Genomic DNA, 25488 nt, shown 5'->3' with positions numbered 1-25488 from the left:
GCACAATCTGCCCCCTTCCCCAGCCGCGCCTGTCGTGGCCAGCATGTCGTGATCACCCTTTAGTGATCGGCGAATGCCGGACAGGGGGTTGTCATCCCGCCATCCCGGGCGTTTTAACATCGAGTGGTATCGTCATGAGAGTTGTGTGTTGTCTGTTGTTGTTACTGGCCAGCCAGTCGGCCCTGGCCGAGGGTTTTATCAGTCGCCTGCTCAACCATCCGGTGCCGGGTGGCGTTGCGGTGATCCCTCTTGGCACGTCACCCACTACCCCCACGGCCCGCTTTCATGACAAACCCGTGCTGGTAGTGCGCGAAGACAACCAGTGGATCGCCATCGTCGGCATCTCTCTGAAAAGCACGCCCGGCGCCCAGCAACTGAGCACAGGTGATGGCCGTACTCTCGGCTTCACCGTGACCCCCAAGCACTACCGCGAACAGCACATCAAGCTCAAGAACAGCCGTCAGGTCAATCCGCTCGCCGAGGATATGACCCGTATCAACCGCGAGCTGGCGGAGCAGACCCGGGCTTACCAGACCTTCAGCCCCAACCAGCCGAGCAACCTGATGTTCGACAAGCCGGTCAACGGCCCCCTCTCCAGCCCGTTTGGCCTGCGTCGTTTCTTCAATGGCGAGGAGCGCAATCCCCACTCCGGCCTCGACTTCGCAGTGGGCGCCCGCACCCCGATCAAGTCCCCCGCCGCAGGCAAGGTGATCCTGATCGGCAACTACTTCTTCAACGGCAATACCGTCTTTGTCGACCACGGTCAGGGGCTCATCAGCATGTTCTGCCACATGTCGAAGATCGATGTGAAGCTCGGCCAGAGCCTGCCGCGTGGCGGCATCGTCGGGCGAGTCGGTTCTACCGGCCGCGCTACCGGCCCCCATATGCACTGGAACGTCAGCCTCAACGACACCCGGGTCGATCCCGCCATCTTTATCGGCGCCTTCAAGCCCTGAATCGGCAGAGCCCTTTAACAAAACATCCTCTAACAAAACAGGCAGCCCATGGCTGCCTGTCTGCTATCTGCACGTCGAACCTGATTACCTATCCGGCCAGCGCGTGGGCGCCGGACTCCCGACGCATCGCCCGCCACATCACCAATACCAGCAATGAGCTGCACGTTGGCAATGCCAGCCAGACCCCGGGCACGCCCCACAGGGTCGAGAATCCCCACAAGAAACCGCCGATCAGCACCAGCTTGCCACCGGTGAGCAGGGAGGCGATGCGGGCCCGATTGATGGCCTGGAAGTAGGTGGCCCCCACCAGCAGCAAGCCCTCCATCGGCAACCCCCAGAAGTAGAGCCAGATCCCGAGGCTCGCCACCGGCAGCAAGGTGGCGTTATCGCCGGCAAACAGATAGACCGCCGCCTCCGGCCACAGATAGAGCGGGATCATCGCGGATAGGGCGATCCCCAACGTCACTCCGAGTGCCAGATTGCGGATCCGCAGCACCCGCCGCCAGTGACCGGCGCCCGCGTTAAAGCTGGCGATGGGCTGGATACCCATGGCGATCCCCTCAAACACCAGATAGAAGAAGGCCTCGGTGTAACTGATCACCCCGTAGGCCGCCACATGCAGCGAAGTACCCACCGCCAGCAACGCCTTGTTGTGCAGTGCCAACACCACAGAGAGATAGAGGTACATCAGAAAACTGGAGACCCCGAGGCGCACCGTCTCGCCCATCAGCCGCAGATCGGGACGCAAGGTGTCCCAGCTTATCCGCAGTTGGCTGCGCGGCGTGAAGAAGTGCCACAGGCAGGCGAGGCCCGTCACCGCCTGGGAAAGCATAGTGGCCGTCGCCACCCCGGCAAGTCCGAACGGAAACACCACCATCAGCAAATAGTCGAGCAGCACGTTGAGAAGGCCCCCGACCACCATGATGATAGTGACAAACCCGGGGCGGCCATCGTTGCGCAGCAGCGAGCTGAACGCCATCGACAGCACCGCAAAGACGCCGAGCCAGGCGTAGGCCTGCAGGTAGGAGAGCCCAGCGGTGAAGATCTCCCCCTCCGCCCCCATCCAGGCCAGCATGGGCTCGCCATAACGGATCCCGATAAAACTGAGCAGTGCCGAGGCCAGCAACACCATCATCAGCGCATTGCCGACGATATGGCGGGCTTTGGCCGAGTTGCCCTGCCCCAGATAGAAGGAGACCAGCGACGAGGCCCCCATGCCGATCAGCGCCCCCACCGCATAGAGCACGGCGCAGATGGGATAAGCCAGCATCAGACCGGCCATCCCATCCTGACCCAGCACATGGCCAACGAAGATGCCATCGATGGTGACATAGATGCCGGTGATCAGCATGGCCGCCACGGTCGGGGTTACGTAACGCCAGAAAAGGCGAGATAGCGGGGCTGTGCCCAGATCAACAGCTGACATATTCGACTCGGTGGAGAGAAAGCGGCCGGGATCATAGCGAAACAGCAGCACGACTTCCTGTCATTTGTGTTATGAATCATTAATATAGACTGCTTTACCCGCCTCCCTGCCCTGTTTTAGGCTAGGGCCACCTCTTCTGAACGGAAACGAGCCTCATGTTGCAACGCCTGCTCACCCTCTTGCTGCTCTCCCTTCTCTTGTTGCCGCCAACCGTGCGCGCCGACGATGCCATTGCCCAGGCCGAATCCCTGTTGCAGAGCGTGCCCAAGAGCGATACCCCGGAAAACCAGAAGCTGCGGGAGAGCTACCAGCAGGCGCTGCAATTTGCCAGAGAGGCCGAGCGCTACCGGGAGCAGAGTAAAGCCTATCAGCAGATCCTTATCGATTACCCCAAGGAGTCGGCGCGCCTCAAGGAGAGCCTGCACAACTATCAGCCCGCCACTCGCCCGCCGCTGGCGAGCCTCAAGGAGGAGGCGCTGCGCCAGGCCATTGGCCTGAGCAGCAACCGCCAGCTCAACCTGCGCAAGGAGCGGCAGGGGGTGATGGACAGCCTCAACCAGCTGGAGAGCACCGGGCAGGAGTATCACCTGCGGGTGGATGATCTGCGCAAACAGCTGCAACTGACCCGCAGCCAGCTGGAGCGACTGAGCTTCAGCAGCGAATCGGATCGCCAGCAGGAGGCACAGCTGCTGCTGACCAGAATGAAGGAGCAGAGCCTCTCCGACCGGATCCAGATGCTGGAGCTGGAGCAGCTTTCGGCCCAGCAGCGCAACGATCTCGGCAAGCTGAAACTGCAGGAGCTCAATCTGGCCATCGCCGACGAGGATGAGTGGCAAGCCAGCCTGCTGACCCAGCAGAACCAGCTGCGGCGGGAGAAGACCGAGCAGGCGCTGGAGGAGAGCGAGCGGCTGCGCAAACAACTCACCACCGACATGCCGCTGCTGCTGGAGCAGCAACAGCAGAATCAGGCGCTCTCCATCCAGCTCGGCACACTGGAAGATCAGATTGAGCGGGTGCAGGACGAGCAGCGCAGCGTCGACAAGAATCTGTTTGAACTGAATGAGCTGGTCAACTCGGTACGCGAACAGCTGGAGTGGCTGCAGATCAGTAATGCCTACGGCGAGAACCTGCGCAGCAAACTCTCCGATCTGCCCCCCCAGTTCCCCCTCGACAAGCTGGAGTCCGCCATCGTCAGCGCCCGCATGGCCAAGTACCAGTACGAGAGCGAGCAGGATGGGCTCAAGGATACCCGCCAGCTGCGCGACAAGTTGATGGCCGAAGAGGAGGTAACGCTGGATCGGCCACAGCAAGCGGTGCTCGACAATCTGCTCAAGGCCCGGCGCCAGCTGCTGACCCGGCTCAACGACGCCTCCGACACCCTCATTCAGGAGCAGACTCGTCTCAAGCTGCTCTACAGCCGCCAGAACAGCAAGATCGACGAGATCCGTGAGATCAGCGCAAGCCACCTGTTCTGGATGCCGGATGTGCGCCCCTTTACCCCACAAGTCATGCTCGGCATTCCTGCCGCGCTGACCCTGGCCTTCAACCCGGACAACTGGCTGCAACTGCCCTACGCCATCGCCGAGAACAGCCCGCTGAGCCTCACGCTGGCCGGTATTGGTCTGCTGGTGCTGGCCTGGAGCTGGTTCAAGCTGGCCCGTCATCTGAGCCTCTATTGCGACCATATTGCGCCGCGGATCGGCAAGGTGACCCAGGACAAATTCAGCCTCACCAGCCGCTTGCTGCTGCGCTCCCTGCTTGCCGCCCTCCCCTTGCCCGCCATGGTGCTGATGGTGCGCGGCCTGCTCGAAGGGGCCTGGCAATACCCGTTTGCGGTGGCGGTAGCACGCGGTCTTGGCGAGATCTGGTTTCTGCTGCTGGCACTGGTGATGGCCCGCCACCTGACGCTGGAGCGGGGGATTTTGATCCACCACTTCCGCTGGCCCCGGGAACAGGTGCAAAAGGTATGGGGGCAGTTTCGCACCCTGCTGCTGGTGCTGATCCCGAGTTTCTTCGTGCAGGGGATGGCCAACAGCTATCAGGAACACGCCTTCTACGACTCCCTCGGCCGGATGGCCTTCATGATCGGTGCACTCTGGCTGCTGCTCTTCTTTGCCCGCCTCAACCGGGAGCGGCTGCCACTCACCTGGGGCCAGACCGACATGACCAAGCCCCATCTGCTGCACCACTTCATCTGGAACAGCCTGATGCTGGCGCCGCTGCTGGCGGTGATTGGCGCCCTGTTTGGCTACTTCTATACCTCGCGCACCCTGCTGCGCCAGCTGGAGCTTAGCCTGCTGATGGGGCTGGGTTGCCTGCTGGTCTACTATCTGGCCAGACGCTGGATGCTGATCCAGCGCCGCCGCCTCGCCTTCGAGCGCGCCAAGAGCAAGCGGGCCGAGATCCTGGCCCAGCGCGGCCGGGAAGAGGGGCATGACGAGCTCAGCTCCGAGACCCCGGACGTGGTGGAAGAGACTGAGCTGGATCTCGATACCATCAGCGCACAGTCGCTGGGGCTGGTGCGCACCCTGCTGATGCTGGGCTTCACCATGCTGGTGGTGGTGCAATGGTCGGATCTCAACTCCGCCTTCAGCTTCCTCAGCAATATCGAGGTGTGGCAGGTGAGCAGCAAGATTGGCGGCATCGAGCAGCTCTCGGCCATCACCTTGCAGGATCTGATGCTGACCGCCTTCGTCTTCATTCTGACCGTGGTGACAGCCCGCAACCTGCCGGGGCTGATGGAGCTGACCCTGTTGCAGCACCTCAGCCTCTCCCCGGGTACCGGCTTTGCTCTCACCACCACCAGCAAGTATCTGGTGATCCTGATCGGCGCCCTCACCGGCTTCTCCATGCTCGGCATCGACTGGTCGAAGACCCAGTGGCTGGTCGCCGCCCTCTCGGTGGGGTTGGGTTTCGGTCTGCAGGAGATCTTCGCCAACTTTGTCTCCGGCCTCATCATCCTGTTTGAGAAGCCGATCCGGCTCGGTGACACCGTCACCATCCGCGATCTCACCGGCACCGTCACCAAGATCAAGACCCGGGCCACCACCATAGTGGATTGGGATCGCAAGGAGATCATCGTGCCTAATAAGGCCTTCATCACCGAGCAGTTCATCAACTGGTCGCTCTCCGATGCCATCACCCGGGTCAAACTGCGGATCCGGATCGGCCTGACCCGGGATCCGAAACTGGTGCAGCGCATTCTGGAAGAGTCCATCCAGGCATCGACCCTGGTATTGGAGACGCCGACGCCAGAGGTCTTCCTGATCGAATTCACCGACTCGGCACTGATCTACGAGATCCGCCTCTACGTCAACAACATGGATCACCGGATGCCCATCACTCACGAGGTTCACTCGCTGGTGCTGGAGAAGATGCAGCAGCAGGGACTTACTCTGCCCCATCAACAGATCGACATTCACCTGAGCCGCGGCTGATCCGCGAGGTAAAAGGAGCAGAACATGCAGATTATTGCCCATCGTGGCGCCAGCGGTCTGGCCCCCGAAAACACTCTCAAGGCGATGGCCAAAGCGCTGGAGCTGGGAGCATCAGCCATCGAGATCGACGTGCAGGCGGCCGATGGCGAGTTGTGGGTCTTCCACGACCGGCGGCTGGAGCGCTGCACCAATGGCAAGGGGGTACTGACCGAGCAATCGCGCTCCTATCTGGAGCAGCTTGATGCCGGTGAAGGAGAGGTGATCCCGACCCTGTGGCAGGTGATGGAGATCATAGCCGGACGCTGCGAGTTGCACATCGAGCTCAAGGGGGCTCATACCGCCGATGCGGTGGCAGCCCTGACCCGACGGGCAGAAGCCGAGCTGGGCTTTACTCCCGGCCAGTGGGTGGTCTCCTCCTTCCATCACCCGGAGCTGGCCCGATTTGCCGCCTTGCGGCCCGATATCCGGCTCGGTGCCCTGACCGCCAACCTGCCGCTCAACCTGGCGCAGGTTGCCGACAAGCTGGGAGCCTGGTCCATCAATTGCGATGTTGATTTTATCGACACCGCGCTGGTCGATGATGCACATCGCCGGGGGCTCAAAGTTCTGGTTTATACCGTTGATTATCCAGAAGATTATGAAACGCTCTCTAGCATGGGGGTCGATGGAATCTTCACCAATCGACCGGATCGCTTTATCTCACCATGATGGGACGATACGCGTATGGATAAGCCCCCATTTAGGCACTAACTTTAATTTGTTGACCGGGGTAAAAAAAGTTCGACTACGGCCGATAGTAACAAGGCTATAACAATAATCAGATGCCACACACTTCAGACTGACGCTCATCAAGGATGTAACTATGAACTTATCCATTAAAAACAAGCTTGTTCTGGCTATCGGGGTCATCATTCTGGTGATCACCGGCCTGCAGGTCTGGTACAACACCTCGCAACTGCGCAGCGAGACCCAGCGACTGGTCTGGAACATCATCGACGAAAGCTCCATGGCCAACGTCAAGGGGATCTCCCGCTGGGTCGACGCCCGGATCAGCATGGTCAGCACCACCAAGGAAGCATTCGCCAAAGAAGATGAGCCCATCAGTCATCTGGCCCAGTCCATGAATGCCGGTGGCTTCGACCTGGTCTATGCCGGTACCGCAGACGGCAAAATGATCCAGAGCAAACCAACCGACTTGCCCGCCGGTTATGACCCCCGTCAACGCCCCTGGTACAAAGACGCAATGGCTGCTGGCAAGATGACCATCACCTCCCCTTATGCCGACATCTCCACCGGCCAGCTGATTGTCACCATTGCCGAGCCGTTCCAGCGTGGCAATACCCAGGGGGTCATCGCCGGTGACGTCTCCATCAGCTCACTGATCTCGGACATTCTGGCTGTCACCACCGAGGGCACCTACGCCATGCTGGTGGACAGCAATGGCACCATCATCGCGCACCCCGATGCCTCCCTGAGCCTGAAATCCGCTACCGCTCTGGCACCGGAGCTGACTGCCGCCTACATCAATCAGGTCGCCCATGACGGCATGATCAACGAGCTGGTGATCAGCGGCAAGAAAGAGGTCTACGACTTTAATGCCATTCCCAATACCAACTGGTATTACGGCATGATGGTGGATGAAGAGATCGCCTACCAGTCGGTACGCCGCATGGTTACCTCCTCCCTCATTCAGGGGCTTATCACCATACTGATCGTGGCAGGCTTCTCCTATGTCGCCATCAACAGCTCGCTGGCCCCTCTGAAAACCCTGGGCGAAGCGATTGCCGATCTCTCCCGTGGCAACGGCGATCTGACCCGCCGCATCAAGATTGAACGTGAGGATGAAGTAGGCGCGGTTGCCAAACACGTCAACACCTTCATCGAGCGGATCCATGTGATGGTGCAGGATATCTCCAACTCCTCCGGCCAGCTCAACCAGCAGGCCAAGTCCTCTCACAGCATGGCGGAGAAGGCCAATCAGGGGCTGGCACGCCAGCAAAACGAGATCTCCCAGATCGCCACTGCGGTACACGAGATGTCGGCCACCGCGGTCGAGGTTGCCAGCAACGCCGAGCAGACCGCCGAAGCGGCCCGCAGCTCCTCCAGCAGTTGCGAGCATGGCAAGCAGGTGATCGCCCGCAACCAGCGCTCCATCACCGATCTGGCCACCCAGGTGGAACAGGCCTCCAACATAATTCAGGAACTGGAGAAAAACGCTCAGGAGATCAACACTATCCTCTCCACCATTCAGGGCATCGCCGAGCAGACCAACCTGCTGGCACTCAACGCCGCCATCGAAGCGGCCCGTGCCGGTGAACAGGGTCGCGGCTTTGCGGTGGTAGCCGACGAGGTGCGCGTCTTGTCACAGCGTACCCACAGCTCCACCGTTGAAATCCGCAATATGATCGAAACCCTGCAACGCAATACCCAGGGGGCGGTCAGCACCATGCACGAAGGCCAGCTGCTGGCCCAGAACAGCGTGGATGACGCCAACAACGCCACCCACGCGCTGGAGCAGATCACCACCTCGATCAACCAGATCTCCGACATGGCGACCCAGATCTCCAGCGCGGCTGAAGAGCAGCGGGCCGTCACCGACGAGGTAAGCCGTAACATTCAGGCGGTGAAAGATGTCTCGGACGAACTGGCAGTGGATGCAGACAGCTCACGCCATCTCTCTGAACAACTTAAAAATATTTCGGGTGAACTGAGCAATCAGGTCGGCATGTTCCGCATTTGAGCATGAGCAAAAGGGGCCGTACAGGCCCCTTTTATTTTTCTAAATAGCGCTTAATTTTCAGTGAGTAATCTCACATTACCCGCCAAATAACCCGCCTTGAAATCCTTGTAATTCGTCTGGAATTATCAGATCACCGCCGTGGTCACCGCAGCATTTCGGATTACCTATTTCTATCCGAATAGATAAATGCCAATAATTCTCATTAAAAAATCACAATAAAAAACTTAAAATTTTTTTTGCGAGTACCTAAAAAGAGAGGTGATTCGCATTTTATTGAAAGAAAACTACGTACAATCCAGAAGTTAAAGTACTCGTAGCTAGGTGTTCAACTGCTCAGTAACACCAAAAAATGACGATAATAACGACATTTTCATCCAGGGATTTGGGTGTTTTATAGAAAAATAACCAATAAAAAGGGAATAAAACCTAGCAGTTTGACTTGCATCAAGCCTGAATTTTTTTCATAGAGCAAAATCGTGCCCAGCAAATCTATCCCTAAGGAGGCAGATGTGGATATTATCAAGACCGATGTGGCCATCATCGGTGCTGGCGGTACCGGCTTACGCGCCGCTATCGCTATAGCCGAATCACAGCCAGACCTGGACATCGCCCTGATTTCCAAGGTTTACCCGATGCGCAGCCACACGGTTGCTGCCGAAGGCGGCGCCGCCGGTGTCGTCCGTGATGACGACTCCCTCGAAAACCACTTCAACGACACCGTCTCCGGTGGTGACTGGCTGTGCGAGCAGGACGTAGTGGAATACTTCGTCAACAACGCGACCAAAGAGATGATCCAGCTGGAGCACTGGGGTTGCCCCTGGAGCCGCAAGCCGGATGGTAAAGCCAACGTGCGTCCGTTTGGTGGCATGAAGGTTCCGCGTACCTGGTTCGCCGCAGACAAGTCCGGTTTCCATATTCTGCACACCCTGTTCCAGACCTCCGTCAAATACCCGAGCATCAAGCGCTTCGACGAGCATTTCTGCCTTGATCTGATCGTGGACGACGGCCGTGTCCAGGGCGTACTGACCTTCGACATCCAGAACGGTATCACCCGCTTCATCCAGGCCAAATCCGTGATCGTGGCAACCGGCGGTGCTGGCCGTGTCTATCGCTACAACACCAACGGTGGCATCGTCACCGGCGACGGCATGGCACTGGCCTACCGTCACGGCGTACCGCTGCGTGATATGGAGTTCGTCCAGTATCACCCGACCGGTCTGCCGGGCACCGGCATCCTGATGACCGAAGGTTGTCGTGGTGAGGGTGGCGTCCTGCTCAACAAGGATGGCTACCGCTACCTGCAAGACTACGGCTTGGGCCCGGAAACTCCGATTGGCCAGCCGAAGAGCAAATACATGGAACTGGGTCCGCGCGACCGCGTTTCCCAGGCATTCTGGCAAGAGCAGCAGAAAGGCCGCGTCATTCAGGGCCCGATGGGCGATGTGGTTCACCTCGACCTGCGTCACCTTGGCGAGAAGTACCTGAAAGAGCGTCTGCCGTTCATCTGCGAACTGGCCAAAGCCTACGTCAACGTGGATCCGGCCAAAGAGCCTATCCCGGTACGTCCGACTGCCCACTACACCATGGGTGGTATCGAGACTGACAACAAGTGTGCCACCCGTCTGCCCGGCCTCTACGCCGCGGGCGAATGTGCCTCCGTCGGTCTGCACGGTGCCAACCGTCTGGGTTCCAACTCCCTGTCCGAGATCGTGGTATTCGGCAAGCTGGCCGGTGAGCAGGCAGGTGAATTTGCCAAGACTCAGAAGCATGGCAATACCGAAGCGCTGGCCGCCAAGGCCGAGGCGCTCATCAAGCAGCACCTCTCCCTGATGGACGTAGACGGTACCGAAAACCCGGCCGATATCCGCAACGAACTGGGCATGTCCATGGAAGCCGGTGTCGGTATCTACCGTACCGAAGAGCTGATGCAGGGCACCATCGACAAGATCAACGAGCTGAAAGCCCGTTACAAAAAGGTCAAGATCAACGACAAGTCCTCTGTCTTCAACACCGACCTGCTGTACGCCATCGAACTGGGCTACATGCTGGACGTGGCTGAAGCCATGGCGCACTCCGCCATCAATCGTAAAGAGTCCCGCGGTTCCCACCAGCGTCTGGATGGTTACGAAGAGCGTGATGACGTGAACTTCCTCAAGCACACGCTCTCGTTCTACCAAAATGGCGAAACGCCCTCCATCGATTACTCCGATGTGAAGATCACTAAGTCCCAGCCGGCAAAACGCGTGTACGGCTCCGAGGGTGAGAAACAAGACGAGGCTAAGAAGAATGGCTGAGATGATTGAAATTGAGATCCTGCGCTACCGTCCGGAACAGGATAACGAGCCCTGGATGCAAACCTTCCAGGTGCCATACCAGAGAGAGATGTCTCTGCTGGACGCCCTGCAGTACATCAAGGATCACCTGGACTCTACCCTGAGCTTCCGCTGGTCCTGCCGGATGGCGATCTGCGGCTCCTGCGGCATGATGGTCAACGGTGTGCCCAAGCTGGGTTGCAAGGCGTTCCTGCGCGACTACCTGCCGGGCAAGATGACCGTCGAGCCGCTCAATAACTTCCCGATCGAGCGCGATCTGGTGGTCGACATGTCCGACTTCATCGAGAAGCTGGAGAGCATCAAGCCGTACATCATCCCGAGCGAGCCGCGCAGCCTGTGTGATGGCGAGTACATCCAGACTCCGGCCCAGATGGCGCAGTACAAGCAGTTCTCCCAGTGCATCAACTGTGGTCTCTGCTACGCGGCCTGCCCACAGTACGGCATCAACAAGAAGTTCACCGGTCCGGCGGCACTGGCTCTGGCCTATCGCTACAACGTCGACAACCGTGATGCCGGCGCCAAAGAGCGTATGCGCATCATCAGCCAGGACGAAGGCGTCTGGGGCTGTACCTTCGTGGGCTACTGCTCCGAAGTGTGCCCGAAGGGCGTCGATCCGGCGGCGGCCATCCAGCTTGGCAAGGTCGAAAGCGCCAAGGACTACATGATCGCCATGTTCAAGCCAGATTGAGAGCAGGATTGAGACCATGAACAACACTGATAGCAAACGTAAACCTTACGTCCGCGAAATGAAGAAAGACTGGTGGCTGAAGAACGCCTTCTACACCGGTTACATGATCCGTGAAGGCACCAGTATCTTCGTCTCCATCTACGCCGTTGTGCTGATGTGGGGCCTGATGCGCCTGGTTCAGGGTCAGGAAGCGTTCAACGGCTGGCTGGAATCCCTGCAAAGCCCGATCGCCATCCTGTTCCATGTCGTCGCTCTGGCGGCGTGCCTGTTCCATGCCAAAACCTGGTTCGCCCTGGCGCCGAAAGCCATGCGTATCTTCCGTGGTGAAGACCTGGTACCGGAGAAGCCGATCGTTCTCGCCCAGTATGTGGCGCTGGCGGTGGTGTCCCTACTTGTCCTGATCATCGTGGCCTGAGGAGAAAACAATGAGACGTTCTGACGAACCAATTTACTGGGGTCTGTTTGGTGCGGGTGGCATGGTCGTTGCCATGCTGCTGCCGGTCATTGTCCTCATCACCGGTCTGCTGGTGCCCATGGGCATCATGGACGTGGAAACCATGAGCTATGACCGCGTGCACGCGTTCGCCAGCTCCTGGTGGGGTGCCTGCATCCTGCTGGTGATCATCGCCCTGCCAGTCTGGCACGGTATGCACCGTATCTACCACGGTCTGCACGATCTGGGGATCCACACCACCAAGCTGCACCACTATGTGTTCTATGGCTTTGCCTTCCTGGTATCTGCCATTACCGTCGGCCTGCTGATGGTGCTGGTACTCCAGTAATCACATCTGACTGATTGACCAAACCGGGCCTTGTGCCCGGTTTTTTTTTGCCCCGCTATCCCGCCCCTGCTTTTTATTCACTCAAAGAATTCGATAAAAACCAGATTATCGTCCAATCATATGGCGATCACAGTCACATAACCCCAATACATTCGTCATTTGTAGCAAACCATTTTGACCACCATCAATTTAGTGACATCCATATCAATTATAATTATTCAGATTAAATAATTATTCATATGGAGCTAGCTAATGACAGACAAAACACGCTCGGTGAGCATAGGCAGTTACCTGGCACTGGCCTTCGCCGTGGTCTTCTTCTCCGGACTGTTGCAATCCGGCGAGTGGTACGGGGTATTCGATTTCACCACGCTGAACGGTTCGTTCGGTACCATGGTCCAGAGCGTCAGCGAGAATGGTGACGGCATCAAGACCGCCATGACCGACATGCGCGGCAAGGGGGGCAACGGCGCTCGCGATGGCTTTTTGTTTGCCCTGACCCTGATCCCCACCGTGATGTTTGCCCTCGGTATGATCAATGTGCTGGAACACTACGGCGCGCTGGAAGCGGCCCGCAAGTTGCTGACCCCGCTGCTGCGTCCGCTGATGGGGATCCCCGGTAATACCGGTCTGGCGCTGATCGCCTCCCTGCAGAGTACCGATGCCGGTGCCGCCATGACTCGTCAGCTCAAGGATGAAGGGCTCATCACCAAGCGTGAAACCGATGTGTTCACCATGTTCCAGTTCTCCGCTGGTGCCACCATAGTCAACTTCTTCTCCTCCGGCGCCGTGCTGTTCACCCTGACGCTGGCAGATGGCAGCCCGGCGGTCAGCTCCTCCATCGGTCTGGCTGTCATCGTGATGTTCGCCTTCAAATTTGTCGGGGCCAACCTGTTCCGGGTCTACCTCAATATGAGCGAAGGCAAGCAGACCGATAACAACACCCAGCAGACCCTCAACACTCAGGAGCAAGCCAAATGAGCCAGGCCAACATCAAGAAACCCATCGTCACCGATATCTTCGTCGAAGGGGCCAAGAAGGGCTGGGTCATCGCCACCACCTCCACCGTACCCAACGTACTGATGGCCTTCGTCATCATCAAGGCGCTGCAGATCACCGGCGCGCTGGATGCCATGGGCGCCATCTTCTCCCCCGTCATGGCCATCTTCGGGTTGCCCGGTGAGGCGGCAGCCGTGCTGATCGGCGCCTGGATGTCGATGGGCGGTGCAGTCGGTGTGGTCATCACCCTGTTCGATCAGGGGATCCTCAACGGCACCCACATCGCCATTCTGGCGCCAGCCATCTACCTGATGGGCTCCCAGGTACAGTACATGGGCCGCATCCTCGGCTGTATCGGCACCGAAGGGCGTTATATCCCCATCATGGTCGCCATCTCGGTACTCAACGCCTTCGGCGCCATGCTGGTGATGAACATCCTTCTCTGACCCGAACCTGATAGTGGAACAAACAATGACTTTTTCTCTGGATCAATACCTGACCGAACTGGCCCCGCTGATCAATCTGGATTGCGGATCCCTGCACCAACCGGGCATTGCGGCAGTGGCCGACCTGATGGCGGCCAAATATGAGGCGATGGGCGGCTGGCAGATCAAGCGGGTCGACTGTGGCGCAGCCGGTGTGGGACTGGAGATCCGCAACCAGCCTGATGCGACGCAGATCGATGTAATGCTGATCGGCCATATGGATACCGTCTTTCCCCTCGGCACCGCCGCCGCCCGCCCGATGAGCGTAGATGGTGAGCGCGCTTACGGCCCCGGTGTCTCCGACATGAAATCCGGCCTGCTCAACATCGTCTATGCCCTGCGTGAACTGCCCCGCGAGGTGCGCGATCGCCTGAGCATCTGCGTCTGCATGAACCCGGACGAGGAGATTGGTTCCCTCCACTCCAGTGACTGGCTGGCAACGGTGGCCAAACAGGCAAAACAGGTGCTGGTGGCCGAAGCGGCCCGCGCCGATGGCTCGCTGGTCAAGGCGCGCAAGGGGATGGCCCGTTATCGCATCGACTTCACCGGCAAGGCAGCCCACGCGGGCAACGAACCGCAGAAGGGGCGCAGCGCCATCACCGAGTTGGGCCACTGGATCCTGGCCATCAACGCCCTGACCAACTTCGATAGCGGCACCACCCTCAACATCGGCATTGTCGAGGGGGGCAATGGCGCCAACATAGTGCCGGCACATGCCAGCGCCGTGGTAGACGTCCGCTTCTGGGACAATCAGGAGTACCACCAGATCAACGATCATCTGCTGACCCTGGCCGAGCGGCCGCATCTGGACGGCGTCACCATCCAGCTGACCCGCGAGGCCCACAAACCGGCCATGGTGCCGTCCGAGGGCACCCAGGCACTGATGCAACTGGTGGAGGAGTGTGGCGCCGAACTGGGGCTGCCGATCAGCTGGCAGGAGGTGGGGGGCGGCTCTGATGCCAACCTGACCGCCGCCCTCGGCATCCCCACTCTGGATGGTCTGGGCCCTATCGGTGCCGGTTTCCACAGTGACGAGGAGTATCTGGATCTGGCCAGCATTGCCCCGCGCATCGAGCTGCTGGTGAAGGTACTGACCCGTCTGGCGGCCTGACAGCCTCTCACGTAAAAAAGGGCCAGCCGGTTTGCACCGGCTGGCCCTCTGTTTATCTGCTCCCCAGAATGACAGCCCCCCTTCGCTATTACTCCATTGGCGGCAAGAAGCGGCGCATCACCTCATCCGTATGCCCCCCTTCCTGAAATGCCACCAGCGACTGATTGAGGATGTTCACCAGCTGGTGGCCGCGGGGGGAGCCCTTGCTCACCAGCAGATAGAATCCCTTGCGACTGGGCAGGGCGAGATTGAGCAACCCGCTCTCGCTGCGGTAGATGCCAAGGCTGATGCCTGCCACCAGAGGTTCGATTTCGCTTGGCAGAAAGTCGCAGCGATCCCGCTCCAGCATATCGAGCGCCTGCTGCAACTGCTTGACCCGGCGTGGCTCCTGCGCAAGCCCGTAGGGTGTGTAGTTGTAGCCAATCACCCCGCACACCCGGGAACGATTGACCGTCTGCAGATCCGGCGGTTCGGGGTAGCGGCGCTTGAGATAGAAGAAACCGAGGTGGGTGTAATAGAGGGGAACGCTGTAGAAGGCAAACTCGGCACGCTCCGGCTTGTAGCTGGCATCCCAGGTCAGCTCGCACAGGCCATTCTGGCGATAATCCGCCAGCTCCTGCTGCACCCGCGCCCAGGGCAGATAGCGGATCTGGTGCGAGAGCCCGCTCTGTTGCAGGGCATCGAGCACCAGCGTCGTCGCCGAACCGGTCAGGCGGCTGGTATCGGGCACACCGTCCTTGCGCTCCCAGTAGGTAAAGGGGGCCCACTCGTTGCCCTCCCCCAGACAGATCTTCACTGGTGGCTCTTGCCCCCATAGCGCGGTGGACAAGATGGCCATCGCCAATCCCGCCCACCATGTTCCTGCTCGTCTCATCTCCCGCTCCCGAACTGTTTATCCCTCTTGCAGCTTAGCCCAGAAGGGATTTTGCTCACTTTGCAGGGGCGCTGTCATGCCACAACGTCAGCAAATTGGCCGGAATGGCACCATAACGGAGCTGCGGTGTCTGGTGCCAGTCAGCCAGCTTTTGCAGGGCTTTCGCCAGATCCTGTGCAAGCGTGCGGGTCACTCTCACCCCGGCCTCCAGATAGAGGCTCTTGATCTCGAAGATCCCCTGCTGACGATGAGCCTTGGCATCCATCCTGCCCACCAGCTTGCCGCGATGAAGCAAGGGCAACACGAAGTAGCCGTATTGACGCTTGGGGGCCGGGGTGTAGCACTCGATGCGATAGTCAAAATTGAACAGTTCACTGGCCCGCTTGCGCTCCCATACCAGCGGATCGAACGGCGACAAGGCGGTGGTATGGGTCGCCTTGAGGGTGCCCGCCTGTGCCCTTGCCAGCTCATCGGCCAGAGATACGTGCACAAAAGCGCCGTGCTGCCATCCCTCCACCCGTACCGGCAACAGCTCACCCTCGTCCGCCAACTGATGGAGCAGGGCGTCATATTTGCCGCGCCGCAGCCGATAGTAGTCCGCCACCCAGCCGGTTTTGACCAGCCCCAGCGCCCGGCAGCTGGCGCGCACCATATCCCGCTGCGCCTGCTCGACGCTTGGCAGATCCCGCTGGTCGCTCCACTCGGGGATAACCCGCTCGGCGAGATCATAGACTCGCTGAAAGTTGCGCCGCTCCCGTACCATCAGCTGACCGGTGGTAAACAACACCTCCAGATGGCGCTTCTCCGGTTTCCAGTCCCACCAGCCATTGCCCTTGCCGGTTGTGCGTTCAAAGTCAGCCGCCCGCACCGGGCCGTGCTGACGAATACGCTCGATCAGCTGACCGATCTCCTGCTGATGGGTAGCGAGCCAGTTGGCCGAAAACTTCCAGCCCATGGCGGCGGGGTCGAGCATCCGGTGGCGCAACAACCGGTAATCCTCGCGGGGCACAAAGCAGGCCTCATGGGCCCAATATTCGAAGATCTCGCCGTCAGCCAGCAGTTGCTCCAGCCAACGCGGTTCGTACTGGCCAAGGCGGCTAAAGAGCACCAGATAGGGGCTGCGCGCTACCACCGAGATGGTATCGATCTGCAGCAGCGCCATGCGGCGAATGGTGGCCAGCAGATCGGCCGGGATCGCCTTGCTGCGACGGGGGGCAAGCAGCCCCTGCGCCGCCAGTTGCAGATGACGGGCATCTTGCAGTGACAAATGGGTAATCGACATCAACAACCGCTCCCTGTTATCTGGCCATCGCGCGCCCGGCGGATAGCCAACAAAACCGGGGGAGGCACCACGCTGGTATGCCTCCCCTTCCTGTGTGCCAGCGACGCTATGAATGGGCCGGGGGCAAGACCAGCTGATTGACCACCAGCATGATCTCTTGATAAGTAGCCTCGACCGTCTCGGGGGTCGGCTCCAGAATCAGGTCATCGGCATAGCCGTTGATGAGGGAGGTGATCTGACGCGCCAGTCGCCGGGCATCGCCCGCCACAAACTCGCCGCTGTCGATCCCCTTTTGCAGGATCAGCTCCAACACCTCGCGCCACGCCAGAATGATTTTGCGGTAGCTCTCGGCAAACACAGGGTCGCGCAGTGACTCGTTCCAGGCATCGAGATAGATGGCCCAGGAGGCATCCTGACTGGTCGGCAGGTTGTCCCGCACAAACAGCGGCAACGCTTCGCGGGCGGGTAGCGGCAGCAACCACTCCCGCTGCTCGGCGATCTCCTGACTGGTGAAACGCTCCACGGCGCAGAGGCAGAGCTCCTTCCAATCCTTGAAGTAGTGGTAGACGTGACTGCGCGCCAGACCGGTGCGCTCGGCAATATCACGGGTTGACGATGCCGCCATCCCCTTCTCTCGAAACAGGGCCAGTACGGCCTCGATGATCATCTCTTTGCGCTGTTCTGCTGATGGGCGTGCCATCTGACCTCCTGCGATATCAATCGAACTGCTTGACTTTGAGCAGTCGCTCAAACAAACTTTGAGCACTCGCTCAAACTTAGCGTTTCCGACATCTTAGGAGATAACCCATGACAACACCAACCACTTCGGCAGCCAGTTGCGACGAGCAGGCCACGCCGTTGCCACACTCGGCCGGTCGTTCGCTGGGGGCGATTGCGCGGGCCAATCCCCTCAAGCTGGCGGGCACCTTCTCGCTGGTGGCCCTCGAAAACATCCTGCTGGTGGTCTATCCCCTGTTCGCCGGCTTTGCCATCGACGCCATCGTCAAGGGCCAGTGGTGGCAGGCTTCAAGCTACGCTCTGATCGTGCAGCTGTTCTGGCTGATCGGCGCCCTGCGCCGGGCGGTAGATACCCGTACCTTTACCCATATCTATGCGGCACTGGCGGTGCCGGTGATCCTGACCCAGCGCCAGCAGCAGGAGGGGCAATCCACCATAGTGGCGCGGGTTACCCTGGCGCGGGAGTTTGTCGACTTCTTCGAGAAACATATCCCGATCCTGGCCACCAGCCTGATCTCCATCGTCGGGGCGGCCGTGATGCTGATGGTGATCGAGTTCTGGGTCGGCATCGCCTGCATGGGGGTATTGCTGCTGTTCGGCCTGCTACTGCCCGGCTTTTCGCGCAAGAACCAGCTGCTGCACGAGCGGCTCAACGATCGGCTGGAACACGAGGTCAAGCTGGTCACTCATGCCCAGTCAGCCAGCCTCGCCCGCCACTACCGCGCGCTGGCCTGGCTGCGCATCAGGATTTCGGATCGGGAGGCGCTCGCTTTTCTGGCGGTCGGCATCAGCGCCTCCCTGCTGTTCCTGCTGGCCATCACCATGCTGATGGCCCAGCCCCAGGTCTCGGCAGGCCATGTCTATGCTGTGATGACCTACCTCTGGAACTTTGTCACCAGCCTGGATGAGGGGCCTGGTCTTGCCGATCAGCTGGCCCGGCTGCGAGACATAGGCCGCCGGGTCAACACCGCCCAACCCGATGAACTGATTTGACATTTTGTATCTGTAACCGGAGTAGAAGATGAATCCGACCCCCCTTTACCAACGAGCGTTGACCATGTGCATCAGCTGTTTTTTCCTCGCCGCCTGCGGCCCCAAGATGAGCGACTTTGAGCCCAACACCAGCTACTGGTTCAAGGAGAAACCGGCAGAGGAGAGTGCCCCGCTGGCGCAAGACATGAAGGTGGATATCGCCATCATAGGTGGCGGCTACAGCGGCCTCTCCAGTGCCTGGCATCTGGCCAAGGCTAACCCGTCGCTCAAGATCGCCATCTACGAAGCCAAGCAGGTGGGCAGCGGCGCCTCGGGCCGCAATGGCGGCATGGTGCTGCCGGGCTCCGAGGTAATGGATCTCTACGAAGAGGGGGAAGCGAGCAAGCGCCACTACGATCTCACCGTCGCCAGCATGCGCAAGCTGCAGGCGCTGGTGGCCTCAACCGGCGTCGAGGCCGACCTCAAGCTCAATGGCTATGTGGAGGCGATCCTCGATGAGGAGGATATCGCCGAGTACCGCGACTATGTGAAAACCGCCAATCGCCTCGGCATCCCGCTCCAGTACTGGAACGCCGATACCACCGAAGAGAAACTGGGCACCGACCGCTACGTGGGGGCGGTCTACGACCCCAATGGCGGTCAGGTACACGCCATGAAGCTGGTCAATGCCCTGCGCAAGGCGGTGGAGCAGTCGGGCGTTACCATCTACGAGCAGAGCCCGGTGCTGGGTATCAAGGAGGGCAAGCAGATCGAGCTGAATGTAGCCGACAAGTACAAGGTGACCGCCGACAGCATAGTGCTGGCGACCAACGGCTATACCTCAAAACTTGGCTACTTCAGCGGGCGGGTCTTTCCGGTACACGCCCAGAGCGCCGTCACCGAGCAGCTCAGCAAAAAGCAGCTGGCCGCCATCCAGTGGCAGAGTCGGGTGCCCTACTACGACACCCGCAACATCCTGTTCCATCTGGTATTGACCCCGGATAACCGCATCGTCATCGGTGGCGGCAATGCCGAGTACGTCTTCAACGACGGCCTCAACTACAAAGGCGATCTTAACCGGGTCAGCGAGATGATGATGACCGAGCTGGTGACCCTCTATCCGGCCCTCAAGGGGATCAAGTTTGAACAGGTATGGGACGGGGTACTCGGCATGACCGGCGACAGCACCGAAGCAGTGGGGGTAATGGGGGATCACAAGAACATCTACTACGCCCTCGGCTACAACGGCCACGGCATCAACCTCTCCTTCCTGTTTGGCGACATCGTGGCCAGCCTCTATCAAGGCAAGGAGCATCCCTGGTTCAACCACGCCGAGCAGAGTCTGCCGATGTGGCTGCCACCAGAGCCGTTCAAGTCAATCGGCGTCAAATCTGCCCTGATGTACTACCAGTGGCAGGACAAGGGCTACAAGGAGTAGCGCCGGGCAAGAATCCGACGAGTAACAGACGAAGGCACGCCTCAGGGCGTGCCTTTCTGCAATACCGCCACATCGGCGTAGGGGAAACTGAGTTCGGCCTGCCAGCGAGCGGCCAACACCTGAAACGATGCCTCGGCAAAGAAGACAATGTGGGTCGGGTCGTGGCGATAGCGCCAGTTTTTAAACCGCTCGTCACCGAGCACCCGCTGGGTTTGCAGCACCAGTATGCCACCGGGCTTGAGGCAATCCCACAACTGCGCCAGCACCGTGCGCGGCTCGGCGATATGCTCGATCACCTCGGTACTGGTGATGAAGTCATACTGACGCGTCAGCAACTCGGGAAAGTCGGCATAGAACTTGTCATATCCAACCATGTCGTAACCCGCCTCACGCCCCATCGCCACCAGCGCCGGCCCCGGGCCACAGCCAAAATCGAGGCCACTGGCAGGTAGCGGCACTCGCGCTAGTACCTCACCAAATGCCCGCATCAGAAAGCTGCGATAACGGGGATCATCCACCCGATTGTCATGACCGTCATAGACCGCCTTCTCCGCAGCCTCATCCAGATGATCCGCCTCATCCAGCCAGACCAGCTCGCACGCGAGGCAGCGATGATAGCGCTTGCCCGCCACCGGCAGGGGATAACTGCGATGGCTGGCACACAGGGGGCAGCTGACGGTGGATGACATGGCGGTTCCTCTTGGGGGCTTCCTGTTGGATAACAGCGGCGCAGATTGCCTGCCCGCTGCCTCGCTGACAACTTTTTTTGCTCCTTAAGGGTTTCTTAAGTTTGCCCTTTTACTCTCAAACCATCGCAAGAGAAGGAGTCACCCATGACCATCGAGATCCAGGCCCCCTACCGATTGCGGCTAGCCAAGTCCCCGCAGCAGGTCATGGCGCTGCAAACCTATATCCAGGCCGCCTACACCTTCGAGTTCAACGCCCGCATCCCCCATTTCCTCCCCTGTCTGCTGGGGCTCTATCGGGCAGACGGGACGCTGGTCGGTGCCTGTGGTCTCAATCATGCCAGTGAGGGGCCTCTCTATCTGGAACAGTATCTGGAGCAACCCATCGAGGCCGCCATCAACACCCGCCTCGGGGTCTATCCGGCACGCAACCGCATTATCGAAGTGGGCAATCTGGCCTGCAGCGAACCGGGCAATGCCCGACTGATGTTCGCAGCCCTGTGTCGTCTGCTGTGTGAAAACGCCCTCGACTACGTGGTCTTTACCGGCACTGCCAAGCTGCGCAACAGCTTTGCCCGCCTGCAACTCAATCCGGTGGAGCTGGCCCCCGCCCAGGCCCATCAGGTGGGGGCCGACGCCGACGCCTGGGGTGAGTACTACCGCTGCCAACCCAAGGTGATGGTGGGCGACATCAATCAGGGGCGCGAGGTGCTGGCCCAGCGCAGCCTGCTGCTCAATCTGCTAGCCCCCATGCCGACCCTGTTTGAGGATGCAGGCAAGTGCAGTGATAACCAGACCCATCAAAAAAGGTGCGCCCAATGAGCCTGTTCGACGCCATCGCCAAACATGCCCACGAGGATCCGCAATCCCCAGCGCTGCTGAGCAGCCAGCAGCGCCTCGATTACCAGACCCTGTGGCAACAGATCCAGCGTCTGGCCAGCCAGCTGCAACAGCTCGACATCAGCCGTCTGGCCCTGCAACTTGACAACGGCCTGCCCTGGGCGCTGCTGGATCTGGCCTGCACCAAAGCCGGGATCGTGGTCATACCGGTGCCCCACTTTTTCAGCCTTGAGCAGCAAGAGTGGCTACTGGAGAGCAGCGGTGCCGATGCATTGGTCGGCCCATATCATCAGGGGTGGCATGCCGCCGAGCAGCTCTCGCTGATCACCGGCGAGCTGCCGCTCTGGCGCCATACCCCGGCCAATCGACTGGCGCTGCCCAAGGGCACCGCCAAGATCACCTACACCTCCGGTACCACGGGCCAGCCCAAGGGTGTCTGCCTGTCACTGACCCAGATGATGGCGGTGAGCCATGCGCTGGCCGAGCGAGTCGCGCCAGCCAAGGTGGAAAAACACCTCACCCTGCTACCGCTGGCGACCCTGCTTGAGAACATCACCGGCCTCTATGTGCCGCTGCTGACCGGCGCCTGCAGCCGCATTCCGTCCCTCGGGGAGCTCGGTTTCACCGGATCCAGTTCGCTCAATCCAGCCATGCTGGGGGAAGCCCTGCTGCGCTGGCCGACCCACAGTCTGGTGCTGGTGCCCGAACTGCTGCGCCTGCTGCTGGCGCTCTGCACCAGCACCCCGACGCTGGCCCAACAGCTCAAGAGCCTGCGCTTTATTGCCGTCGGTGGCGGCAAGGTAGCCCCCGACCTGATCAAACATGCCCGCCAGCTCGGCCTGCCGGTGTATGAGGGATATGGCCTCTCGGAGTGCGGCTCCGTGGTGGCGCTCAACAGCCCGGATGCTGACAAGCCCGGCAGCGTAGGCCGCCCCCTGCCCCACTGTCAGGTCACCATCGCCAGCGACGGCGAAATTATGGTGAGCGGCAGTGCCATGCTGGGGTATCTGGGAGACGATGAGCACAAGCCGGAGCAGATCGCCACCGGCGATCTGGGTCATCTGGATGATGAGGGCTACCTCCATATCACCGGGCGCAAGAAGAATGTCCAGATCACCGCCTTTGGCCGCAACTTCTCACCGGAGTGGGTGGAAGCCGAGGCCCAGCTCTGCCCCGCCATCGCCCGCATCGTGGTCTTTGGCGATGGTCAGCCCGCCAACGTGGCGCTGATCCAGCCCCTGCCGGGCAAAGAAGCGGATCTGCCACGCCAGATCGCAGGTCTGAACCAGCGGCTGCCCGATTATGCCCGGCTGCACCACTGGTTGCCGGTCGCGCTGGATCAACATCCCGGACTGCTGACCGCCAACGGGCGCCCCCGCCGCAACGAGATTTACCAACACTTTTCCCAGCAAATTAGCCAATGCCTTACAGGAGAATCCTCATGAGCTTCTACCAGACTCTGCAACAAGCTACTGCCAGTGAGCGCGAGCATCTGTTCAACGCCCCTATCATCGAAGCCTGTCGCCGTGGCGACATCAGCCGTGACACCTATCTCGCCTTTCTGGCGCAGGCTTACTACCACGTGCGCCAGACGGTTCCGCTCTTGATGGCAACCGGCGGCAAGCTGGGTCAGGAGTACGAGTGGGTACGCGGTGCCCTTGCCGAGTACATCGACGAGGAGTATGGCCATCAGGAGTGGATCCTCAATGATATCCGCGCCTGTGGCGGCGATGCCGAGGCGGTGCGCCACGGCCAGCCGGGGCTGCCCATCGAGCTGATGGTGGCCTTCCTCTACGACCAGATCCAGCGCGGCAACCCCATGGGCTTCTTCGGCATGGTACAGGTACTGGAAGGCACCAGCGTGGCCATCGCCCTCACCGTCGCCGACCAGCTGAAGAGCGGCCTCGGACTGCCTCCACAAGCGATGAGCTACCTGAGCTCCCACGGTACTCTGGATCAGGAGCACCTCAAGTTCTTCGAATCCCTGATGGATCAGGTCGAGAGCCCGGCAGATCAGGCCGCCATCATCCACGGGGCCAAGGTGGTCTACCGCCTCTATGGCGAGATGCTCTACAACCTCACCGCCACTGTGTAAATCGGCAGCAGACAGCAAAAAGGGAACCCACACCATGAAGCTTGAAGGGAAACTCGTGCTGCTCACCGGCGCCAGCGGTGGCATAGGTGAGGCGCTGGCACAGGAGCTGGCGGCCCAGGGGGCCCACCTGCTGCTGCACGGACGTCGCGGCCCGGCGCTGGAGCGACTGTGCAAGTCACTGCCTTATCCCGAGCGCCATCAGGTGGTGCTCGCCGACCTCGGCTCTGCCCAGGAGCGGGCCAAACTGTTGCAACACCCGGCGCTGGAGCACGGGATCGATATTCTGATCAACAACGCCGGTTGCAACCAGTTTGCTTGGCTGGAAGATCAGAGTGCGGAGCAGGTAGAGCGCCAGTTGCTGCTCAATATCGAGGCGCCGATCCAGCTCACCCGCACCCTGCTGCCAACCATGCGCAAACCGGGGATCATCATGAACATGGGTTCGAGCCTGGGCAGCATCGGCTACCCCGGTTACAGCGTCTACTGCGCCAGCAAATTTGCCATGCGCGGCTTTAGCGAAGCGCTGGGGCGGGAACTGGAGGGCAGCGGCATCAAGGTGCTGCACTTCGCCCCCCGCGCCACCCGCACCAAACTCAATTCTGAGGCTGCCTACGAGATGAATGCAGCGCTTGGCACCCAGACCGACAGCCCGCAGGAAGTAGCGGAAGAGGCGGTCATCGCCCTGTGCAACGAAACCCGCCGCAGCTGGCTCGGCTGGCCGGAAAAACTGTTCGTGCGGCTCAATGCCCTGCTGCCCGGCATCGTCGACAAAGCGCTGGCCAGACAGCTGCCAATTATCAAACGTTATGCCCGTCATCTTCAGCCAAGGACGACTGATACCAGCGCCAACAGTGCGCCACAACCAGACTTGTCCCGCCCGATCCCGACCAAGAAGGAACATTAATATGAACGTTGTCCGTCAATCAGTTACCTCTTGTGCCATCGCCATCCTGTTGGGATCCACCGCAGGTATGGCCGCGGATGATGCCCTCGCGCCCATCCAGCAACAGTGGGCCGTCTGCCAGTATCAACAGACCGGCAAGGCGAAAGAGAGCTGCCTCGAAACCCTGAGCACTCAGGCGGAAGCGGCCAGCGCCAAGGAGCCTTTTCGCGCCGATCTGCTGATCTGGTCGGCCATCGTCAAGAGCACCTGGGCTGGCGCCAAGGGCGGGCTGGGAGCGCTGGGGCTGGTGAAAGAGGCCAAAGCCAAGCTGGAGCTGGCGCTCAAGCAGGATCCCAAGGCGCTGGACGGCTCTGCCTACACCAGTCTGGGCTCCCTCTACTATCAGGTGCCCGGCTGGCCGGTCGGCTTTGGCGATGACGAGAAGGCGGAGCAACTGCTCAAGCAGGCGCTGGCCATCAATCCCGATGGCATCGACCCCAACTTCTTCTATGGCGACTTCCTGCTGGATCAGGGTCGCAAGGCCGAGGCCAAAACCTATCTCGACAAGGCGCTGGCCGCCCCGGCCCGCCCGGGCCGCGAAGTGGCCGACGAAGGGCGCAGAATGGAGATCCGCGATCGGCTGGCCAAGCTATAAAACCCTGATGGATCAAAGAACTATTTAAACTCTGCCCACCAGCTTGCATACTGGTGGGCAGGGTTGTT

23 protein-coding genes are annotated in these 25488 nt (G+C 60.1%); 18 read left to right on the top strand and 5 right to left on the bottom strand.

The genetic code is table 11. The features are described 5' to 3' along the window. Positions 1 to 134: 134 nt before the first annotated feature. The gene (locus tag AB5Y83_RS17870) at positions 135 to 956 is read left to right on the top strand and encodes a peptidoglycan DD-metalloendopeptidase family protein (protein ID WP_368175677.1); all 822 of its coding nucleotides are present in this window, start codon (positions 135 to 137) and stop codon (positions 954 to 956) included. An 88-nt stretch (positions 957 to 1044) separates the two neighbouring features. On the opposite strand, the gene AB5Y83_RS17865 is transcribed toward AB5Y83_RS17870, so the two are convergent. Continuing rightward, complete coding sequence (locus AB5Y83_RS17865) at positions 1045 to 2382, bottom strand: MATE family efflux transporter (RefSeq protein WP_236294526.1); 1338 nt, start codon at positions 2380 to 2382, stop codon at positions 1045 to 1047. 155 nt (positions 2383 to 2537) lie between these two features. Here AB5Y83_RS17865 and mscM point away from each other — a divergent pair, with 155 nt between their 5' ends. From mscM to AB5Y83_RS17815, 10 genes are all read left to right on the top strand, one after another. Next, on the top strand, positions 2538 to 5819 hold the full coding sequence (gene mscM / locus AB5Y83_RS17860) for a miniconductance mechanosensitive channel MscM (RefSeq protein ID WP_368175676.1): 3282 nt from the start codon (positions 2538 to 2540) through the stop codon (positions 5817 to 5819). Positions 5820 to 5843: 24 nt separating this feature from the next. Continuing rightward, positions 5844 to 6527: a glycerophosphodiester phosphodiesterase gene (locus tag AB5Y83_RS17855; RefSeq protein ID WP_368175675.1), complete on the top strand. Its 684-nt coding sequence runs from the start codon at positions 5844 to 5846 to the stop codon at positions 6525 to 6527. 154 nt (positions 6528 to 6681) lie between these two features. After that, positions 6682 to 8559, top strand: coding sequence for a methyl-accepting chemotaxis protein (locus tag AB5Y83_RS17850; protein ID WP_040066871.1), 1878 nt, complete (start codon positions 6682 to 6684; stop codon positions 8557 to 8559). A 509-nt stretch (positions 8560 to 9068) separates the two neighbouring features. Further along, positions 9069 to 10853 carry a fumarate reductase (quinol) flavoprotein subunit gene (gene frdA, locus AB5Y83_RS17845; protein ID WP_005362288.1) on the top strand — a complete coding sequence of 595 codons (1785 nt, stop codon included), beginning with the start codon at positions 9069 to 9071 and terminating at the stop codon, positions 10851 to 10853. After that, positions 10846 to 11580, top strand: coding sequence for a succinate dehydrogenase/fumarate reductase iron-sulfur subunit (locus AB5Y83_RS17840; RefSeq protein ID WP_005335057.1), 735 nt, complete (start codon positions 10846 to 10848; stop codon positions 11578 to 11580). The genes frdA and AB5Y83_RS17840 overlap by 8 nt, the downstream gene beginning before the upstream one ends. A 16-nt stretch (positions 11581 to 11596) precedes the next feature. Beyond that, on the top strand, positions 11597 to 11995 hold the full coding sequence (locus AB5Y83_RS17835) for a hypothetical protein (protein WP_005335058.1): 399 nt from the start codon (positions 11597 to 11599) through the stop codon (positions 11993 to 11995). A gap of 10 nt (positions 11996 to 12005) precedes the next feature. Next, positions 12006 to 12362 (top strand): fumarate reductase subunit FrdD, encoded by a 357-nt coding sequence (gene frdD / locus AB5Y83_RS17830; RefSeq protein ID WP_040066869.1) that lies wholly within the window; start codon positions 12006 to 12008, stop codon positions 12360 to 12362. Positions 12363 to 12614: 252 nt separating this feature from the next. Next, on the top strand, positions 12615 to 13343 hold the full coding sequence (locus AB5Y83_RS17825; RefSeq protein ID WP_005335061.1) for a nucleoside recognition domain-containing protein: 729 nt from the start codon (positions 12615 to 12617) through the stop codon (positions 13341 to 13343). Continuing rightward, positions 13340 to 13807: a YjiG family protein gene (locus AB5Y83_RS17820; RefSeq protein WP_005335063.1), complete on the top strand. Its 468-nt coding sequence runs from the start codon at positions 13340 to 13342 to the stop codon at positions 13805 to 13807. Before AB5Y83_RS17825 ends, AB5Y83_RS17820 begins: the two co-directional genes overlap by 4 nt. A gap of 25 nt (positions 13808 to 13832) precedes the next feature. Further along, on the top strand, positions 13833 to 14957 hold the full coding sequence (locus tag AB5Y83_RS17815; protein ID WP_236360744.1) for a M20 family metallopeptidase: 1125 nt from the start codon (positions 13833 to 13835) through the stop codon (positions 14955 to 14957). Positions 14958 to 15045: 88 nt separating this feature from the next. On the opposite strand, the gene AB5Y83_RS17810 is transcribed toward AB5Y83_RS17815, so the two are convergent. From AB5Y83_RS17810 to AB5Y83_RS17800, 3 genes are all read right to left on the bottom strand, one after another. Further along, positions 15046 to 15795, bottom strand: a complete 750-nt coding sequence (locus AB5Y83_RS17810; RefSeq protein ID WP_368175729.1) for a substrate-binding periplasmic protein — start codon at positions 15793 to 15795, stop codon at positions 15046 to 15048. A 91-nt stretch (positions 15796 to 15886) separates the two neighbouring features. Further along, positions 15887 to 17113, bottom strand: coding sequence for a winged helix-turn-helix domain-containing protein (locus AB5Y83_RS17805; RefSeq protein WP_368175674.1), 1227 nt, complete (start codon positions 17111 to 17113; stop codon positions 15887 to 15889). Between the two features lie 106 nt (positions 17114 to 17219). Continuing rightward, positions 17220 to 17813: a TetR/AcrR family transcriptional regulator gene (locus AB5Y83_RS17800; protein WP_064339608.1), complete on the bottom strand. Its 594-nt coding sequence runs from the start codon at positions 17811 to 17813 to the stop codon at positions 17220 to 17222. Positions 17814 to 17920: 107 nt separating this feature from the next. On the opposite strand from AB5Y83_RS17800, the gene AB5Y83_RS17795 reads away from it, so the two are divergent. Next, positions 17921 to 18844: an ABC transporter six-transmembrane domain-containing protein gene (locus tag AB5Y83_RS17795; RefSeq protein WP_368175673.1), complete on the top strand. Its 924-nt coding sequence runs from the start codon at positions 17921 to 17923 to the stop codon at positions 18842 to 18844. Between the two features lie 28 nt (positions 18845 to 18872). Continuing rightward, positions 18873 to 20261, top strand: a complete 1389-nt coding sequence (locus AB5Y83_RS17790) for an NAD(P)/FAD-dependent oxidoreductase (RefSeq protein WP_368175672.1) — start codon at positions 18873 to 18875, stop codon at positions 20259 to 20261. A 41-nt stretch (positions 20262 to 20302) separates the two neighbouring features. Here AB5Y83_RS17790 and AB5Y83_RS17785 read toward each other — a convergent pair whose 3' ends face one another. Beyond that, on the bottom strand, positions 20303 to 20950 hold the full coding sequence (locus AB5Y83_RS17785; protein WP_368175671.1) for a class I SAM-dependent methyltransferase: 648 nt from the start codon (positions 20948 to 20950) through the stop codon (positions 20303 to 20305). Positions 20951 to 21094: 144 nt separating this feature from the next. Between AB5Y83_RS17785 and AB5Y83_RS17780 the strand changes: the two genes are divergently transcribed. Genes AB5Y83_RS17780 through AB5Y83_RS17760 form a run of 5 tightly spaced genes read left to right on the top strand, consistent with a single transcriptional unit; the run spans position 21095 to position 25420 of the window. Next, the gene (locus AB5Y83_RS17780; RefSeq protein ID WP_368175670.1) at positions 21095 to 21769 is read left to right on the top strand and encodes a thermostable hemolysin; all 675 of its coding nucleotides are present in this window, start codon (positions 21095 to 21097) and stop codon (positions 21767 to 21769) included. Further along, positions 21766 to 23232 carry an AMP-dependent synthetase/ligase gene (locus AB5Y83_RS17775; protein WP_368175669.1) on the top strand — a complete coding sequence of 489 codons (1467 nt, stop codon included), beginning with the start codon at positions 21766 to 21768 and terminating at the stop codon, positions 23230 to 23232. The genes AB5Y83_RS17780 and AB5Y83_RS17775 overlap by 4 nt, the downstream gene beginning before the upstream one ends. Next, positions 23229 to 23882 (top strand): TenA family transcriptional regulator, encoded by a 654-nt coding sequence (locus AB5Y83_RS17770; protein WP_139424633.1) that lies wholly within the window; start codon positions 23229 to 23231, stop codon positions 23880 to 23882. Before AB5Y83_RS17775 ends, AB5Y83_RS17770 begins: the two co-directional genes overlap by 4 nt. Positions 23883 to 23916: 34 nt before the next feature. Beyond that, positions 23917 to 24786 carry an SDR family oxidoreductase gene (locus tag AB5Y83_RS17765; protein ID WP_368175668.1) on the top strand — a complete coding sequence of 290 codons (870 nt, stop codon included), beginning with the start codon at positions 23917 to 23919 and terminating at the stop codon, positions 24784 to 24786. A gap of 1 nt (position 24787) precedes the next feature. Continuing rightward, positions 24788 to 25420, top strand: a complete 633-nt coding sequence (locus AB5Y83_RS17760; protein WP_368175667.1) for a tetratricopeptide repeat protein — start codon at positions 24788 to 24790, stop codon at positions 25418 to 25420. The last annotated feature ends 68 nt before the right edge of the window (positions 25421 to 25488 follow it).

The organism is Aeromonas sp. R5-4, assembly GCF_040908215.1.
Classification (GTDB): domain Bacteria; phylum Pseudomonadota; class Gammaproteobacteria; order Enterobacterales; family Aeromonadaceae; genus Aeromonas; species Aeromonas veronii.
Note: the sequence above shows the minus strand (reverse complement) of the source record. Positions and strands in the feature narration are given on the sequence as shown.